Annotated in this window: 15 protein-coding genes; all 15 read right to left on the reverse strand. The window is 55.4% G+C overall.

Going from position 1 to position 17757, the window contains the following annotated elements:
- Positions 1-807: 807 nt before the first annotated feature.
- The 15 genes from V8J81_RS14655 to V8J81_RS14725 all read right to left on the reverse strand — a co-directional run bounded on the left by V8J81_RS14655 (position 808) and on the right by V8J81_RS14725 (position 17056).
- Positions 808-2058, reverse strand: coding sequence for a hypothetical protein (locus V8J81_RS14655; RefSeq protein ID WP_368476492.1), 1251 nt, complete (start codon positions 2056-2058; stop codon positions 808-810).
- A gap of 77 nt (positions 2059-2135) precedes the next feature.
- The gene (locus tag V8J81_RS14660) at positions 2136-3551 is read right to left on the reverse strand and encodes a hypothetical protein (RefSeq protein WP_368476493.1); all 1416 of its coding nucleotides are present in this window, start codon (positions 3549-3551) and stop codon (positions 2136-2138) included.
- Positions 3548-4777: a hypothetical protein gene (locus tag V8J81_RS14665; RefSeq protein ID WP_368476494.1), complete on the reverse strand. Its 1230-nt coding sequence runs from the start codon at positions 4775-4777 to the stop codon at positions 3548-3550. Before V8J81_RS14665 ends, V8J81_RS14660 begins: the two co-directional genes overlap by 4 nt.
- A 101-nt stretch (positions 4778-4878) precedes the next feature.
- Entirely contained in the window at positions 4879-5526 is a 648-nt protein-coding gene (locus V8J81_RS14670) for a sugar transferase (RefSeq protein WP_439649926.1), read from the reverse strand.
- A 4-nt stretch (positions 5527-5530) separates the two neighbouring features.
- Positions 5531-6439, reverse strand: coding sequence for an NAD-dependent epimerase/dehydratase family protein (locus V8J81_RS14675; RefSeq protein ID WP_368476495.1), 909 nt, complete (start codon positions 6437-6439; stop codon positions 5531-5533).
- A gap of 4 nt (positions 6440-6443) precedes the next feature.
- Entirely contained in the window at positions 6444-7667 is a 1224-nt protein-coding gene (pseC, locus tag V8J81_RS14680; protein WP_368476496.1) for a UDP-4-amino-4,6-dideoxy-N-acetyl-beta-L-altrosamine transaminase, read from the reverse strand.
- Positions 7633-8661 carry a UDP-N-acetylglucosamine 4,6-dehydratase (inverting) gene (gene pseB / locus V8J81_RS14685; protein WP_368476497.1) on the reverse strand — a complete coding sequence of 343 codons (1029 nt, stop codon included), beginning with the start codon at positions 8659-8661 and terminating at the stop codon, positions 7633-7635. Before pseB ends, pseC begins: the two co-directional genes overlap by 35 nt.
- Positions 8662-8974: 313 nt before the next feature.
- A complete protein-coding gene (locus V8J81_RS14690) occupies positions 8975-9580 on the reverse strand; it encodes a serine O-acetyltransferase (RefSeq protein ID WP_368476498.1) in 606 nt (201 codons plus the stop codon).
- 24 nt (positions 9581-9604) lie between these two features.
- Complete coding sequence (pseI, locus tag V8J81_RS14695; RefSeq protein WP_368476499.1) at positions 9605-10669, reverse strand: pseudaminic acid synthase; 1065 nt, start codon at positions 10667-10669, stop codon at positions 9605-9607.
- Positions 10670-10691: 22 nt separating this feature from the next.
- Positions 10692-12269: a UDP-2,4-diacetamido-2,4,6-trideoxy-beta-L-altropyranose hydrolase gene (pseG, locus tag V8J81_RS14700; RefSeq protein WP_368476500.1), complete on the reverse strand. Its 1578-nt coding sequence runs from the start codon at positions 12267-12269 to the stop codon at positions 10692-10694.
- Positions 12266-13006 carry a pseudaminic acid cytidylyltransferase gene (pseF, locus tag V8J81_RS14705; protein WP_368476501.1) on the reverse strand — a complete coding sequence of 247 codons (741 nt, stop codon included), beginning with the start codon at positions 13004-13006 and terminating at the stop codon, positions 12266-12268. The genes pseG and pseF overlap by 4 nt, the downstream gene beginning before the upstream one ends.
- A gap of 20 nt (positions 13007-13026) precedes the next feature.
- Positions 13027-13650: a pseudaminic acid biosynthesis-associated methylase gene (locus V8J81_RS14710; RefSeq protein WP_368476502.1), complete on the reverse strand. Its 624-nt coding sequence runs from the start codon at positions 13648-13650 to the stop codon at positions 13027-13029.
- A gap of 140 nt (positions 13651-13790) precedes the next feature.
- Positions 13791-14729: an FkbM family methyltransferase gene (locus tag V8J81_RS14715; RefSeq protein ID WP_368476503.1), complete on the reverse strand. Its 939-nt coding sequence runs from the start codon at positions 14727-14729 to the stop codon at positions 13791-13793.
- Between the two features lie 213 nt (positions 14730-14942).
- Complete coding sequence (locus tag V8J81_RS14720) at positions 14943-15941, reverse strand: WaaS/CpsH family glycosyltransferase (protein ID WP_368476504.1); 999 nt, start codon at positions 15939-15941, stop codon at positions 14943-14945.
- Positions 15938-17056 (reverse strand): NAD-dependent epimerase/dehydratase family protein, encoded by a 1119-nt coding sequence (locus V8J81_RS14725; protein ID WP_368476505.1) that lies wholly within the window; start codon positions 17054-17056, stop codon positions 15938-15940. Before V8J81_RS14725 ends, V8J81_RS14720 begins: the two co-directional genes overlap by 4 nt.
- Positions 17057-17757: the final 701 nt, after the last annotated feature.

The raw sequence follows: 17757 nt of genomic DNA on the forward strand, positions 1-17757 counted from the left end.
GAGCTTTGCCTCATTCGATTATGGCGGCGAGATCGGGGTCTCCAAACGGCTCTTGTGGAATGACGGTGTCTCATCAGGTGAGGTCCGGATCGGAGCCAACGCCCAATACATCGAGGAGTTTGAGTTCTCGGACGGAACAGTCCACTCGTGGGACGATCTCTTTTCTTGAATTGTGATGGCGGCTGAAAACGAAGCTCGTGTTGCTCGACCTAACCTCTATGCATTCAGTATCCGTTGGCAGGATATCTTGACCTGAGGCCCGATTGCCCTCCAGCTAGTGAGAGAGACAATCTATTGATTTCTGGCCTTATGCGGCTCTAGTCCCGAGGCTCGATTTCATTGCGAACTCCTGCGGCGTGAGAATGCCCAAGGATGAGGGGGGCTGTTGCAGTTGTAATCCTCCTTGCAGGCCGTGATCTTCTAGCGGGCTCCTTCAGCCGGTGGGCATCCGATATCTCGAGCTCACCAAACTTCGCTTTCCATTTTTAGCATGTCGCCAAGCTGATCCGGTGCTACCCGCGCACATCAGCCGTCGCCAAACCGCATTCCTGTTGCTTGAGGATCTCGAAGATCTGCGCATCGCACAGTCGTGATCTCTCCATCTTGTTCGGCTCCTAAGTTCGGACGGATCCTGCCCATATTCTGTAGAACCCTACATTTCCTGACTAGCAAATTACGGCTATTTTTTTGCGATCAGAGAGATATGCGTTTTTCAAAACGGACTCTTGTGATTTGCAAATTCTGAAGTCGGATAGGAGAAATCGGCTCGTCCTCAAGATGGTTTGTACATTTTTGTTCCGCGCAACCTCAAAGCGCGTCTTTTAGACGAGACCAAATGCTGTAGCTCAACGCAGCCACCATGCTTAAGCGAGCGATGGCACATGCTATAATGTATCCCCAAAGCGGCATTCCGCAAAGAGCCGCGAAGCCCAAAATTCCAGCTGTTACAATGAGGTAACCTCCAGCCACTCTTAAGATCGCGATCTCCTTGTTCCATGCGATAAGAACCCAAGTGAGGTGCTTGTATCCAGAGCACACAGCTAGAGAGACTGCTGACATCAAGAGAAGCGGGGTCAGTGCATATTCGCTCTCAAATCTTGAAAGTGGACCACCTAGGACGAGCACGGCGGCGATAAAGCCACTCACTCCAATGACCAACCCAACAAGCACCACCCACTTCATCGCATATATCGCGATGGCTTTACGCACCACTCCGGTGCTGTTCATGCGTAGAACTTGCGGCCCCACGCGCTGATCGATGATACCTGACAAGGTAAGTGCCGCCATATTAAACAAGACTAGAAGGCCGTATGTTCCGGCGGCCTCCGCACCGAAAATCTCACTTACAAAGTATCTGTCCAAGAAAATCGGCGCTGCAAAAAGCAGATTAGCTGCAAACAAATATCGCCCTGAACTTTCGCCCATAAGGGTGTTTGCTGCCGCCGTCGCAGCATGGGAGTTCTGGTTTTCAGGCTGTTCTTCCGCCCTTGGGGTCGAAACGTCCAACCCCTTGAGCATCATCCGTCTACGGAATTCAACATAACCCATGAAAAAAAGCCCGCCAACCACCTCTCCGATGATGGCGCCGGGCCAAGACAACAGATACGCACCTGCTATAGCGGCTATCAATGCTATCGATGTCCGAAGCATCGTCGCCTTTGCGAGCGGGCCCAAGTCAACCGAAGCTCGTAAAAACGAAGCACCAGCTGAGGCCGCGACGGCGGACCACGCAAATCCTCCAACTGCAATTATCAAAAGTGCCGCATCAGCGAACCCGATACTGACTGCGAAGCCAGTTCCAAAAACCGTGGGCACGACCACTCGGAGTGCCATTTTCGCGTCGAGCTTTCGACTTTCGCGAACCGTCGCAGAGTATTCTCCTTCAGCCCACTGCAACACGAAGCGTTTCCAAGATGTCTCAATGGCGCCAAATGACACCAAAAGTCCCGCAAAGGCGCCTAACCCAATAGCGACTGCATAATTGCCGAAAGCCACAGGTGGCAGGACCCAAGCGACGGCAAACCCACGCACCAAAGTCAAGCTAGATGCGGTCAACATCAGAGCCAAAAAGTACTTCCGAGAAAATGCTGCAAACATAGCGGAATTATAAGCCAATCAAAGGCGGACGACACGAATCAGAGAGGTTCGGGAGGCATACCACCTGCTTCAGCCTTCGCGCCCGCTGACACCTGCAAAACATGTACGAGGTCGTCCTTGTTCATAATTGGCCAGCGGGTTCCACCCCCTGCTTGCCGCATCGTACTTGCCAAGCACGCGCGCACAAAAGCCTTACGCGCATCCAAATCCATCGGCTCGAAGTCCGCTAGAGCCTGCTGGACTTGCAAAGGCAGACGGTCGATCCGGTCCAAATCTACAAATGTCGCGCCGGAGGCGCCAAACCAGTAAGTGCTGGATGCAAAACTAAGGACGGGCTTGCCACGAACTGTGGCTTCCACGCCTGCACTTCCAGCGCCCAAAAGGACGATATCAGAGGCGTCAAGCACCGCATTGCTTTTTTCCAACGGCGGCACGCTTATGACGCTTGGGATCGCTTTAAGCTCATTGAGGAAGGCTGGATCTCTACCTCCCATCATATGCGGGTGCTCTTTCACCAAGATCAATGCGTGACCAGACAGGCACTTGGCCATCTTGATCGTCATCGCCTCGTACTCAAGCATCTTGCGATTTTGCACCCAGTAGTTCGTCGACGCTTCCGGGTAGAACGCAAGCGGCATGTAAACGATAGGCCAATGGGACGCGCCCAAAATGGTGCGGGTCTCCGTCAGCTCTGCCCGCCAATCGTCACTGTAGTGGCTTGCACGCGGGTACCAGGTGGGGTGCATCACCTGTCCCAGATAGGGTGTGATCTGATAGTGCATGTTAAGCGGGTCACGCCGAACCGCCCCCAACACCTTAAACCAGACCCGCTTGGCCATGTAACGCGCAACCTTACGCAAATGCGTGACGAGCGAAAGGTTCAGCTTGATGTTGTAATCCATGCGGAAGTCTTGCGGCTGCAGACGCGCAAGTGCGGCAGATACATCATCTTCCTCAGGCTCGCGGATAGCTATTGGCAGGCCATGCTCGTTCTGCACAACAAGAACGTTTCCAGAAAAGAACGATCCGCAATAGGCAACAAACGGAAGCTTCCTGTTCCGCGTGAGGTGGCTCAGCGTGGCAAGCCCGTATTCATCGACGAGATGACAAAAGACGACGTCGGGCTGCATTTGATCGAGAGCCGCTCCCAAAGCCAACGCGATTGCGTGAATCCGCCGAAGCGCCTCGTCACGGTCAAGATTGCGCATGAGCCGACAGCGTTGGCGAATGTCTTCGACCTGTCCGTCATCAAGGGCATCACAGCGCGCATGCGCGGCGTAGGCTGCATAGAATGCATCGCAAGTATCTTGCGCATCCGTACCCCGCCCATCGGTCAGAAATGAAACCGCGAAATGATCTTGGGTACCCGCAAACATCGTTTGGAAATCGGGTACAAGATACGGCCGACAGAACGCCAAGACGCGTGTTTTGGACATGCTCAGTGGTTTGGTCACCGTCTGATCCTGACGCGTGACAGCAGACCGATCATGGCAATCAAAGCGCATGCGACCCAAGAGTTTGGCGTCATAGACAGAACGGGTGAAAAAACTGCTACCGTTGCAATCATCGGCGCGCTGAGTGAAAGAGCGCTTAGTTTGCCACTCTGAAGGCGCCGCAATCCAAGCGCGCCAAAATATCCCATGGCACCTGCAAAAACCAGCGCGCCGCCTTTGCCAAAGTCTACAATGCTTGCACCAATCAATGTCGGGTAAGTGCCTGGATTAATGAGCTCTTCGCTGTTGCTGTACGAGACATTCAGTCCGAAGACCCGATCAAGAATTTGACCTGCGATGGAGAATTGGTGCATGCCCCAAGCTTGGTTCAATTGCGTATCACCCATGATGACGCTGAGCTGATAAATGCCCTGGGTTACGTACAGCCACAGCATCGCAAGCGCAAAGTAGAGCGAGCCAAAGGCCCGAGAAAACCGTTCATCGACCAACGTTGGAACCAGCACATCATGATGGGAGGTTTGCCAGGAATAGGCCGTCGCCAACTGGACTCCAAGCTGTTCCGGGCGGTTAACGAAGATGATCAGTAGGAAGGCCAAAAGACCGGCCATCAGCAAAAGTCGTTTGAAGAAACGGCTAAGCCTCAAGCGATCAGGTTGCGCGCCCCTTGCGATGATACACATCGTAAACAGGCAGACCCAGAAATTGCGCCCCCCCTCAAACGTGAGCTGTTGCCAGAACACGACGAGCGTTGCTGCGATCAACAGAGCACGCGTTTGCGGTCTGGTAGACGCCCAAGATAAGCAGGCCAGCACCCAAGCCACTTGCAGGGCGGGAACCATTAGTCGACCAAGCCCACCGATAATCGAAACGCTGCTATTCTCGCTGGCGCGGTTTACTTCAAGGATACGTACAGTTGAAACGTTCGACGAAAAACCATAGTCGCGTACAATCGCAAATTCGTAGATCAACATAATCGATCCAAGCAATGCCATCAAAGACATACGCTTGACCCATCGTTGTTGCCACGCAGGTTCCAGAGTCAAACGCTGAGTTCCGTTTGGCATTGGATGAACACTACGCGCAATGATTGCGGCGAAGCTGAATACGCAAAGCCAGGCAAAAATCATCAGCCAAACGGTAGGATCGACATCGCCCCAAGTTCCAAACAAGGTCAGTTGCCGGACCAATATCACTGTGATCCAAGCGCACCAAACGATGCGCAGCATGAGATGATCCAGATGCCTCCGTGACGGAGGACCAATGGATTGCACTGTAGGGGCTACTTTCGCGCGCGGCACATGGTGTGGCCCGTAAGGCGTCTGATCTGTCACCGCCGGCCCCTTCTTGCGTCAGCCGCCCGCCGCCGCCCGCCAGCAACCCTTACCAGTGTTTGCCACAACAAAACCACGTCGTAACAAAGGTTAGCGTTAGCCTGATAAATCAGATCCAGGCGCGCTTTTCTCGGGATAAAACGGCGTGTGTATATCTCTTCAATCTCTTCCGCAGACTGGGCCTTCGCAAGTGCGTCCCCTTCCTGGCGGTGGATCACCAAAGACGCCAAACCCGTCACGCCAGGCTTAGACCGTAAAACATCGGCATATAACTCGCGATACATTTCAGTATAGCGGCGCAGCGGCGGGCGGGGGCCCACAAAACTCATGTCGCCCCGCAGAATATTCCAAAGCTGCGGGATTTCATCGAGCCTGTACCGCCGCAGCTTGCGGCCCAACGGAGTTATTCGGTGGTTTTTTGCGCCGCCCGATACGCCGGAATTCACCTCACCCGGGCGGGGCGGGCGCATGGTGCGCAGTTTGATCAATGAAAACGGCGTGTCCAAGTCTCGCATCCGTTCAGACACGTAAAACACAGGCAGGTCGCGCTTAAGCACCATAACCAAAAACAGCCCCAACATGACAGGCGACAAAAGCACCATCAAAACCAAGGAGAGTCCTATGTCAAAGATGCGTTTCAGGATGGGTTCACTCCTCGTTTTCGGGCTGCACGCGACACAAGATGGCCCGCGCCTCCTGCGCGATGGAGGCCGCGTCGGCGCGGGGCGGGGCGAGGTGCAATGCCTCCAGCCGCGCCGTATCCAAAACCACTCGGCGCAGAGCGGCTTTCGGCGCAGGGCGGAATGTCCAAGGTATAGGCGCGCCATCGGGACCGAAGGAATTCAGAAGAGCATCCATTTGTACTGCGCCAGGTGCTGCGATGTTGAGAAGGAATGGCAAATCTTCAGGCGTCGTACATAGCGCAAGCAAAACCGCCGCTAGCGCATTTGGCCCGATGTAGGAACGTTCAGGCCCCCGCCCATCTGCAAAACAGTCCAGTGTTAACGGAGCCGTTTCAGTCGCGTTGGCCGCATTTTGCAACAACATGTCAGCGCCTGCGACGGTCGCAATCCGAAGGCAGGTTGTGGCCGGAGATTGCGGCCCCAACTGCGCGACCTGCGCGGCGACCGCACGTTCCATAGCCAGTTTAGAGTAGCCATAGTCGGTTTCGGGATGGCAATCGGTTGTCTCAGCAATCAGAGCATTTGGATCTGCTTGGCGACCATAAACTGCCGCGGACGAGGCTAGAAGCACCCGCTCTACCCCGGCCCGTGCCGCGCTCTCGTGTAGGACAAGAGAAAGGTCAACATTGGCCTGCATCATTTCGGCTTTTTCAAAGACCTCCCCACGGGTAGGCGTCGCTCCCGCAAGCACAAGTACCGTGTCGACATCATGCAACCAGTCCAGATCGACAGCCTCATCAGGGGACCATTGTCGCCAATCCGAACCGGGTGGAGGCATCCGGCTGACCCACGTCATCTTGACCTCATCCGGACAAGGGACCGAGCGCATCATTTGCCCAATTCGACCCGATGCACCAAAGACTGCGATCCGCATATGGTTACGCCTTCAAGGCCAAGGTAAGGGCGGCGACGACGGTATCTTGATCCTCCTCCGTCAGCGCCGGGAACATCGGCAAGCTAAGGGCCTCTGCATAATAAGCCTCAGCCGCAGGGTATTGCCCGTGCTCAAATCCAAACTGCTTGAAGTCAGGTTGAATATGAATCGGTATATAGTGGACTTGCACGCCGATCCCTGCCGCACGCAATCGGCGAAACACCACGGCGCGTGGTGGAGCGCCACGAGTCTGATCGACGCGCACAGGATACAGATGCAACCCTGAGCGGCCCTGATCTGTAGGAACCGGGACGGGCAACTTAATGGGTAGATCAGGAAGCAAAGTGTCATAGCGGGCGGCTATCTTGTGGCGCGCTTCAATGAACGTTTCAATGCGGCCAAACTGACTAAGCCCCAGCGCCGCTTGCAGATCGGTCATCCGGTAATTGTAGCCCAACTCGACCTGCTCGTAGTACCACGGGCCGTGCGGCGACTCGTGCATCTCTCCCTCGTCGCGGGTGATGCCATGACTGCGCAACCGTTCCATGCGACTGGCCAGCTCGGGATCTTCCGTCATTGCCATGCCGCCCTCTGCGGAGGTCACGATCTTCACAGGGTGAAAGCTAAACACGGTGATATCGCTGAATTCGCAGCACCCGATGGGGTTGCCGTAATACCGTCCTCCAATCGCATGGGAGGCATCCTCGATCACGCTGAAGCCGTATTCGTTGGCTAAGTCTGCAATCGCCGCCATGTCGCAAGAGCGCCCTGCGAGGTGCACGGGAATGACGACCTTGGGCAATCGTCCAGAAGCTTTTGCTGCGGCAAGCTTGTCGGCAAGAAGTGCCGCGGACATATTCGAATTCGCGGGATCAATATCAACAAAATCGACATCTGCGCCGCAATACCGCGCACAGTTTGCTGAGGCCACGAAACTGATAGGCGATGTCCAGACCAAATCGCCGGGACCGACATCAAGCGCCATACACGCAACATGCAGCGCACTGGTCGCACTGTTCATCGCCACACCGTGTGCTACGCCGCAATAGGCCGCCACGGCTTGTTCAAACTCAGGAACCCGCGGGCCTTGGGTCAAAAAGTCAGATCGCAAGACTTCGGAGACCGCCGCAACATCATCATCCGAGATACTTTGACGCCCGTAAGGTATCATGACCTTATCTTCCTTGCAGATATCATGCCTGAAACTTGGCTGCGTCGTGTTCTGCAATCAAGGTCCGCAACTGCTCAACCGACAGAAACTCCGGGTTAGAACCGCTTTCGTAGTTGAAGCCCGCAGGAACCGGGGTTCCACCTGTCCTCTCGCAATAGGAATCGCGTTTCTGACCATCGCCCAGGATAACGTAGTAGTCGCCGATATCCACTGTGTTGCAGCTGTCGGAGGCTGTGATCATCTCTTCGTGGATCTTCTCGCCAGGACGAATGCCAACAACGGGTTTTTGACACTCTGCACAGACCGCCTCGGCAAAATCCGTGATCCTGTAAGACGGAATTTTCGGTACCAGAATTTCGCCGCCTTCTGCGTTTTCCAACGCCCAAAGCACCATATCAACGCCCTCGGCGAGGCTTATGTTGAAGCGCGTCATTTCGGGATCTGTGATGGGCAAGGACCCGGTGGACTTACGGTCCTGGAAGAATGGCAGCACGGACCCGCGCGAGCCCATAACATTGCCATAGCGCACGACAGAGAAACGCAGATCACGATCACCACGAATATTGTTGGCAGCCACAAACAGTTTGTCTGAACAAAGCTTGGTGGCACCGTAAAGGTTAATGGGCGCCGCTGCTTTATCGGTGGACAAGGCGACAACCCGCTGCACGCCTGTATCAAGGCAGGCGTCGATAATGTTCTGTGCGCCCAGGATATTGGTCCGGATGAATTCAAACGGATTGTACTCTGCCGCGACCACCTGCTTTAGTGCGGCGGCATGAACGACGACATCAATCCCCTCAAACGCACGCCGCAAACGGTCTACATCCCGGATATCGCCCAGAAAGAACCTCAAATTCGCATAATTGGCAGCCGGAAATTCCTGCTGCATCTCAAACTGTTTCAGCTCATCGCGCGACAAAATAACAAGCCTGCGAACATTGTAGTCGTGCAGAATGCGACGAACGAATGCTTTGCCAAATGAGCCGGTGCCCCCTGTCACAAGGATAGACTTGTTCTCAAGGAAGGACGCAACTGTCGTTGATTGGTTCATGAATGATTCCGGTAAGCTGAGAGGGCGCAGGCTACGCTCGGATGAAGTGTGACACCCTGATTAGGCGATTGGAATGCGGTCACTTTGGGAGGGGATATGGGCGGCTATTCGCTAGTTGTCCTCAAGTTGCGGTCTGATACATGCCCACACCGTTGCTTTCCAGCGAAAATACAAACGCTAGGAGCGGATCAAAACGCGCATGCGGTTCGGGGAAAATGGTTTTTCTCGTAAGGTACGAGCCTTTTGGAGGAGGTGGCAGATTGGCGGCTACTCAAAATGACGAGTTTTGGAAAGGCCGCAGAGCGGCGTTGACCTAGGTTTCGGGCGAGGAGGTGGTCGCGTCGACGGAAGCATCTCGCGGGATGTGACGCGCAGGGACGCCAACGGCTAGCGTATTGGCGGGCACATCATCCAAAACCACAGCGTTTGCGCCAACCACAGACCCGTCACCCACTGTAATTCCGCCAATGACCTTGGCCCCTGCCGTCAAAGAAACGTTGTCCCCGATCGTCGGACGCAAGGCAGCCGTGTACTGGAAATCCGGTTGAACTGCGCCAAGGGTCACTTGCTGATAAATACTTGCATTTGCGCCAATCCGGTTAGCACCAAGGATGGTTCCTTGCGTATGAAAAATGACCAGCCCCGGCCCAATACAAAGGCGTGCGGGATACTCCAAGCCGTACAGCACGAACAGCATCAAGCACGCGAGCTTGGATAGAACCGCACCGAACACTCCTCCGCTTTTGTGGAATGCATGGGCCCGGCGGATCAGAACATTCGGCAAAAACCGAAATGACAGACTATCGCGCATGCGTCGACGACGCGCGATGCCGGAATAGCTGGAAAACCGCGCCCAGTCTGCATCCAATAAGGCGCCGACCGGCAGCGTTTTAGACTCAATATCGCGTAGTCTCGCCATATGGTATCCTCTTGTACCCGCTGCTCAGGACCCGTCATGCTTTGAGATCATGTCCCAATCCAAAGGGGTCCCCCGCTTGAGGGTGCGGACAGTCTGACGCCCCAAGACCTGCGGCAGATGTTTGGGCGGCAACCCATATCCAGGCCGTATCGAGCGAATGTTGTCGCGTGTTAGCGGCGCCCCGGCCGGAATATCTTCCACCACATATAGCGACCTGCGGAACTGCGAGTTGCTTTCTTCCGCGCTGGACTGGCGATAGGAAACCTGACCTAGAGAAATCCAGGCGTCATGGCAGTCCGAGCAAAGCCTTGCGAACTCATCCGGCTCCAGACTGAAGTCTGCATCGGGCCCGCCATCGGCCCGCGCCAAGGTGAAGTGTTTCTCAATCACGCTCGCTCCAAGTGCAACAGCTGCCACCGATGTGGCTGTACCAAGGGTGTGATCCGAAAGTCCGGGCACCACATCAAAAGCTTCGCCAAGATGTGAGATGGTGCGCAAGTTCGACTCCGCACTAGGTGCGGGATAAGAGCTTATGCAATGGAGCAGCATCAGTTCTTCACAGCCAGCTTTCCGGGCGGTGGAAACGGCGGCCTCGATCTCTCCCAGATTGGCCAGCCCTGTTGAGATGATCATCGGCTTACCTTTGCGCGCGACGTGATCGATCAGCGGCAAATCAATAGCCTCAAAGGATGCTATTTTGTAGGCAGGCGCGCCGAGGCTATGCAATAAATCAGCTGAGCTTTCGTCAAACGGGCTGGAGAATAGCGTCACGCCGCGCGCTTTGGCCCGTGCGAAAATCGCCTCGTGCCACTCGAACGGAGTGTGCGCCTCTTTGTACAAATCGTGCAACGTATAGCCGTCCCACAACCCGCCGCTGATGTTGAACCCCGGCCCATCATGATCGATTGTGATCGTATCAGGGGTGTAGCTCTGGATCTTGATTGCATCGCATCCGGTGTCCGCCGCCGCATCTACCAGCGCCAACATCCGGTCGAGCGAGCCGTTGTGATTACCGGAAAGCTCGCAGATCACATACGGTGGATATTCCGGCCCGATTTTGCGGCCAGCAATGCTAATGGTTTTGGTCATGACGATGTCTTTGCGAGCGATCTCATTGCGACGGATCTCCGAACGTTAGGGTGAACTGCATAAACGAGCCTTCTGTGCGCGGTACGGTGCCTTGAAACCGAAGACTTTCAAACAGCCTTCGGGACGCCGTGTTATCAACATGAACCTGCGCACTAAGTCCCGCGCAACGGGGTTGCGCGGAAGCATATCGAACAAGGTTCAAAAGGCTGGCCCGTCCAAGCCCCAAGCCTTTGGCGACAGGCGCCATGCAGATACTGACTTTGGGATACGCGAATTTAGATCTGATTTCCGCAGAAGCCTCTGTGCCTAGCGTGGAGTGGTCTAGGCGCAGGTGACCGACAGCAACGCCCTTAGACTCAGCGATAAACAGCTCAATCTTGGGATCGCGCAGTGCTTTCTCGAACCACTCAAGATGCGCGTTTAAAGGCGTTACCTTCGCACTCTCAAAATACTTCACCGAGTCGTCGGAATTCCGCCATGTCCAAACATCCTTGGCATCGTCCATATCCGCCTGTCGCAAACTCACATCCGCTGCGCTTAGGACCCGGGCAACGCGCTGGGCGCCCAGCCCGTCGCAAAGTCGGGCGGCGCGTTGGGCCATCGCTGCACGTCCGATGGTATCGGACGCAAGATGGTCCAAAGCTGCCCTGATCTGTGCGCCATCCGGAAGCGCGTTAGGCGCACCGATCACGTGGGCAGCACCTTCGCGGGTAAGCTCTGCCGCTATGTCGAGTTGATTGTCCACAACGGGCACCGCGACAGTGGGCAACCCAAGGCAGCACCGCTCATGCGATGTGCCACCTGCAGCGCCGACCGCAAGATCGGCAGCCATCATCAGATCGGCCACATTTGGAGTGTCGACATGCACAGTGACATCGGAGCGATCCTTCGCAAATGCTGCAAGTCTTGCGGCAGTCGGGGCGGCGGCACCGATCACGGCGTCGACCAAATACCCCGCACCCGAAAGAGCTTGCACCGTCTCAAGCGTTAATCCACCCACATCGGTCATTCCAAAAGATACGAACACGCGCAATGCGCTTTCGCCTTGAGGGGGCTTCGCGCCCACTGCCTTTTTCGTCTGAGCCAACTCAGCCCGGCGCGCGGCGAAATCGGGATTGAGCAATGCGTAGCGCGCACCACACAGCAGGTCTGACGTTTCTGGCGCCAAATTTTTATATTCCGCAGGCAAGCGCCCGGATTTTGAATCAATCAACAGATCGCAGTCATGCATTCGTGTCGGAGCGTCATCAATCACCGCAATGCGGTTCGTGGCGCCTCGAAGCACGTGTTCATCCACAACGTCAAACGCGTACTCGTCGAGCACCAACCAATCGGCCCCGTCTGGCCAATGCGCGAGCAACGCAGATACCATTTTCGCAGGGTCGCGTTCAATTTCAATCACCGCCATACCACTACTTTGCAACGCTGGCGCAAAGCGGCTCGCCTCGTGGCCGATGAGGAACAAAGGGGCGGCACACCGGTGGGCTGCGTCGTCATAGATGGCACGCGCAAGAGACAGACACCGCATTATATGCCCCCCGCCAAGTTCCGCACTGGCCGTGGCCACGAATGCAATCCGAGAGGTGCCCAAAGCATTCACGCGGTAAACTTTGCTTTGTTGGTGAGCACCGCCCTCATCTTCGCCTCAGCAACTTCCCAATCACGGGGCGTGTCAATATCCTGAACTCTCTCGGCCGGGAGGACCACGGCAGTGGATTGCGGACCGAAGATCGGTTCGTCTGATTGCCAAGCCGCTGCCGTCCCCCAATAGAACTGTCCAGCGTCAAAATATACCGGTGGCAGATCTTGGCTGCGCGCTTGGAACTGGTCGGGAAACAGCATTTTCAAGGATCGCACCGGCCCCTGCGTCGTATCCCCTTCTAGTGTGAAGGCGCGTTGTACCGGGACATCGAAAGCGCAGACAGACAGAACATAACGCCAATCGCCGCTGGCTATCAGATCCGCGCCACGCGCGATGTCGGAAGACTCCAGAAATGGGGCTGTAGGATACACGCAACACACCAGATCTGCGTCGGATATCGCGGAACCGGATGCAGCGCCCTCGGCACGGATCGCATGTGCAATCACTTCACGCGTTCCCGTGAAATCATCCGACAATGTCGCTGGACGCCGAAACGGAACATCCGCCCCAGCAGCCATGGCCGCCGCTGCAATTTCATCATCGTCAGTAGTTACAATGATACGGTCAAATAGCTGCGTTTTCTGAAGCATTTCGATGGGCCAAGCAAGCATAGGCTTGCCCAAAAATGGGAGCACATTCTTGCGTGGGACCCGCTTGGAGCCGCCGCGCGCCGGTATCACTGCTAAGCGTCTCATATCATCGCATCAGTTGCACATTACCCAACACGCTCCATCAAGAACCATGTGATGTCGTCTTGCGGAAACGACGGATCGCGATGGTAGGCGAAACCATAATCGACAAGCTCAAATCCATCATGGCGATCGAGGATTTCACCTGCGAAATCGCGCTTAAACAAACGATCATTGTGGCCGCGATACGGAATCGCGACGGGGCGTGGATTATAGTACTCTGCCACCAACAAGTACCGTCCAGCGGCTTGGGTCAAACGATCGTACACCAAGTTCAGCATGTCGGGGTTGATGTGGATAAGCACGCCTTTGATCAGCGCCAGATCATAGGTCCGGTCCGGCACAAAATCGAAAATCGACATGTGGTGAACGTTTTCTGGCGGAATAACTTTGCCCAAGAGGGCGGCAGCGTCGGCGTTGATCTCTACAGCATGCTGTTCCTGTTCAGGATACAGCAGTTGGAGCGCACGCATATTCATTCCGATGTTCGCCCCAAATTCGATGCAAGTTTTTGGGCGTTGCGTGCATCGAAGGGCTTTCGTGAAAAAGTTCAGGTTGGACGCAAGCAACTCCTCGCCCTTGTTACGGTCGATGTAGTCCGACCCGAACGCACCACTCCAGAAGGCTTCTTGCTCTGTCTTGTATGTCATAGGATTACACATCCATCTAAATGTCTCGGAAAGGCATCGGCCAAGGAACGCAGTTAGTCTAGCTCAAAACCCGCCGCGGCAGCCGCGAATTGGCGCAAACGCGTTTAGCATGTCAGCAACCGCAGCGCAGCGCTAGAGCGTTAAGACCATACCATTTCACTGGAAACCGCCACCAAGCCGGACGCAGCCTCGTCTGGCACGAGAACTGCGAGGGGGTAGACTTCCTCAAGCGAATTGGAATCCAATGCTTCGAACGTGTAGTAGCGCCCTTGTGCTAGAATCTTTAGCGCGCGCAGAAACTTGCTGCGTCCTGTGTCGTGCAGCACGACCCCGAACAACTGATACCCGTCCAGGTTTTGAGCATAATCCAGCAGTCCCGGTTGGTGCTTGGTGAACCATTCGAACGAGACGATGGGGCGATTTGTTTCGATGAACGGTTTCATCGCCTCAAGAATTTCCTGCTCCATGCCCTCGACGTCGATCTTGACGAAGGTCCGTGCAAAATCGCCCAGATCTGCAATGACCTCGTTGGCATCCCGGATCGCAACTTGGTGCGTCATACGGTTGTCTGTGGAGTCAAATTCGAACACGTCATCGGCCAGCGCAGATCGCTCAGAAATCTTAGACAAGCCGTGCTCAATACGGGACTCGACCAGCGTAGCCTCCGTGTTCTCGTTGCCTAACCCGAAATTATGTGCGGTGGCATGGGTCACACCGTTGATGGCGAGATTTGCCTCAAGTACTTTGAACAGAACGGGATGCGGCTCGAACGTGTCGACCTTTTCGAACAAGCCAGCCAATGCGACGGCGTGGTTGCCGATGTTACCGCCGATATCGAGCATTCGTGCATTGTACCCGCTCGTTGCGATCAGCACCTTCAGAACCTCGAGAACACCTTTTTCAAAGTAACCCTCTGTGATGATGTGACGGTCGATACTTCCAACGCTTTGCTGAAAGAAGCGGTGAGGGCGACGACGGATCGCACGGGCCAAAAGCGACGCGGCCGAGAAAGCCGCCAAGTAACGAAGCCCATCAAAAAACGGACGGACCTCGTAGTACTTTTTAAGGGAATTTCTCATGCTCGGCGTTCCGTAGTATTGCTCAAATTGGCGGCGCCAAATGAGGAAATTACTCTGATTTGCAAGCTCTAGTCGCCCACGGAAAAGACTTCAATCAATTGGTGCGCAGCCGAAAGAAGTCAGACAGGAACCCTCGCCGCCAATATGTGAGACGTCTGTACCGGAGAAACAGCCGCGGAAAAGCTGTCGAACTAAGAAGTGATGCTGCACAAACTACTTGCCGCGCAAAACGGCGTCTAGCCAGCCGCTCACGTGGAATTGCCGCCGTAACCCTTCGGGCACTGGCGCAAACGGTATGTCCAAGAAACCGTCGGGAATACGCGGCTTGTCGCGGTCGATCACAGCGACTCGGCTGGCGTCATATAGGGCCACATCGCGGACATGCGGGTTGGTGGTTATCAGTTTTTTGCCCGCCAGCAGCGTCTCGATACTCCGCATGGTCAGCCCGGTTTGGCGCGCATGTTCGATATCTACTACCGCGCGCGATGCGTTCAACACATCCAGATAGGCCTCCTTGGATAGGACCTCGTGTGAAATTGGAACCTCGCCGGGGCGAAAAAGCTGTGGGTCGCGCAAGGCTCGCAACAACCACACCAGTCGTGAGGGTATGTAGCAATGAACGAAGGGCTTCAGGCTTTTGTGCGTAGACCAAAGCCTCGATAGGAAAGCGTACCGGTCTCCATGCACAGAGCCGACGAAGGACCAGTCATATACTATGTTTCCCGTTCGCGATGCTCCAGCGGACGCGGACAACGGCATGAAGCTAAACAGCGGCAGGTGTTGCCAGCCAAGCCGCGCTGCATCACGCGCGTCAAACGTCGCGACAGTGTCGCACAACCGCGCCAGCCCAACCGAGCCGGGATGATTGCGCACGGAATCCCACATGTAGAAATGAACCGTGGCGCAAGGCGCAAGTTTTCGAAGGGTTGTCAGCGTCTTTTCCGTTAACCCGTCGCCTTTGACGATCACGATACGGTCGATGTTTTCGAGGTCTCGCACACCGTGCAACATGCGCACCATTCGGGTCTGGGTCAGCTTGCGCAGCAGCGACGGGACACCCTTCATCAAGACCTTGTAAGCAGTGCGTTCCGACGCGCGCGCGTTGACCCAATCCACGTCGAAGCCTTTGCATTGCGCAGCATCCGAAATCGCCTGATGATACCCAAACAACAGCGGGCAAATCAGCAAAAGCCGCTGTCGCTCTTCGCTCACTTTGAGATGCCCGCAGACGCCATTTCAGCATCGGCCTTCTTGGATAGGTCCTCGTAGATTGGCTGCGTACCAGCCCAATCCACGAAGCGCTGCAACCCGGTCTCAAGGTCAACTGAGGGCACGAAATCGAGCAACCGCTGCGTCTCTGTCAGATCGGCCCAGTTGTGCCGGATATCACCCAACCGGAATTTTCCCGTCACCTCAATGGGCACGTCAAACTGTGCCGTCCGGCACAACGTGTCTGCAAGCTCCGCAATCGAAGTCGCTTGACCAGATCCTACGTTCAAAACAGTGCCATGGGGCATGTCCCGACCAAGAAGACCCTCGAACGCCGCAACCACATCATCCACATGCACAAAATCCCTGCTGGGTATTCCATCCTCGTAAAGTGGAATGCCTAACCCCTGCCGAGCGCGGTTATAGAAGATGGAGATGATCCCGGTGTACGGATTCTGCAACGATTGCCCTTCCCCGTAGACGTTCTGCAAGCGCAAGATACTTAGCCGTGCGCCGACGGCAGCACATCCGGCCTGCAAAAGCAGCTCCTGTGAGGCTTTCGTCGCAGCGTAAACCGATCCAGGATTGAAAGGGAGAGACTCCGGCGTCGCAATAGGCTCAAGCGCTACGCCGTCGCTGGCTTTGAATTCAAATTGTCCTGCGGATAAAGCGGCAAGACTGCGTGCACCGGGACGCATAATACCGCCAGTTCCATCGACCCTGCGGTAGGCACCCTCTCCGTATACGCTGCGGCTGGAGGCCAGGATGATCTGCCGGTCAGTCCGCGGAAGGTCAGACAAAGTCTGCAACAGATGCGCTGTGCCCAACTCATTCACGCTGACATAGGGCTCGATCCGGTACATGGATTGCCCCGTGCCCGTTTCAGCAGCGAAGTGATAGATCGCCTCCGCGTGCTCCAGCACAGAACGGGCGGTGCTCAAATCCCGTATGTCTGAGCGGAAATACGATACCCCTGGCACCACCACGGGTTTCGGGAGAGCGCCGTGGATCTGTGCGTGCAGATTGTCCAAGATGGAAACATCGTGGCCGTCATGCGCCAGCTTACTGGCCAACCGGGTTCCGATGAACCCAGCGCCTCCGGTAATTACAACGCGCATATTTTCCGCTCTCCTGATGAAATCGCGCCGCGTACAGAACTTTCCTTGAAAATCAGGGGGATTTCCCGCGCATTTCCAGAGTCGTTGTGTAGATGGCCAGCGAGGGCAAACCCGGCGATCCGAACATTTATCAACCTCGAAGCGCCTTCATGAGTAGGGGTATGCTGAGGCTTATCTGACCGTTCAGGATCGAACACCAAATACCTACCTGTCTTTGTCGCAACACCGAACTATTGGGTATTGAGACAATAGGCAATCAAAGAGATGTGTTGTTGGCAGTGTCGTGGGCTGCGATCAATCATGATCGCCATCTTCCCAACCGCGAGCGCCGCTGGCGTGAAGTCAAACGAGCCTTTGTTCTCCTGCAGCGCGCGTCCCGCAAAGGTGGAAGTAATCGAAGTATGACACGGGACAGGATTGCTCCGAGCAATCGTGTAAATGCGCAGAAAAGCACGTGGCCAAAAACCGAGAGCGGCTAGCCCGTTTTTTGCTGGCAATTCACGTCGGCTGGTCTGCCGGAAAAAACGACCCACCGCCTACGAATCGCTCAAGCGATTGATCTCTCCCAACGAGACGCGAGCACACACTGCACTGGCGATTAGACGGGTCATGAGCCCTTGAAAGAGGTTGCCCACTTCAGCCTGCAAGCAGATACTGAACGGTCTGATCGCGGTAGCAACCTGGGATCGAAGTTCAAAACA

Source organism: Gymnodinialimonas sp. 202GB13-11, assembly GCF_040932485.1.
In the GTDB taxonomy this organism is placed as follows: Bacteria; Pseudomonadota; Alphaproteobacteria; order Rhodobacterales; family Rhodobacteraceae; genus Gymnodinialimonas; species Gymnodinialimonas hymeniacidonis.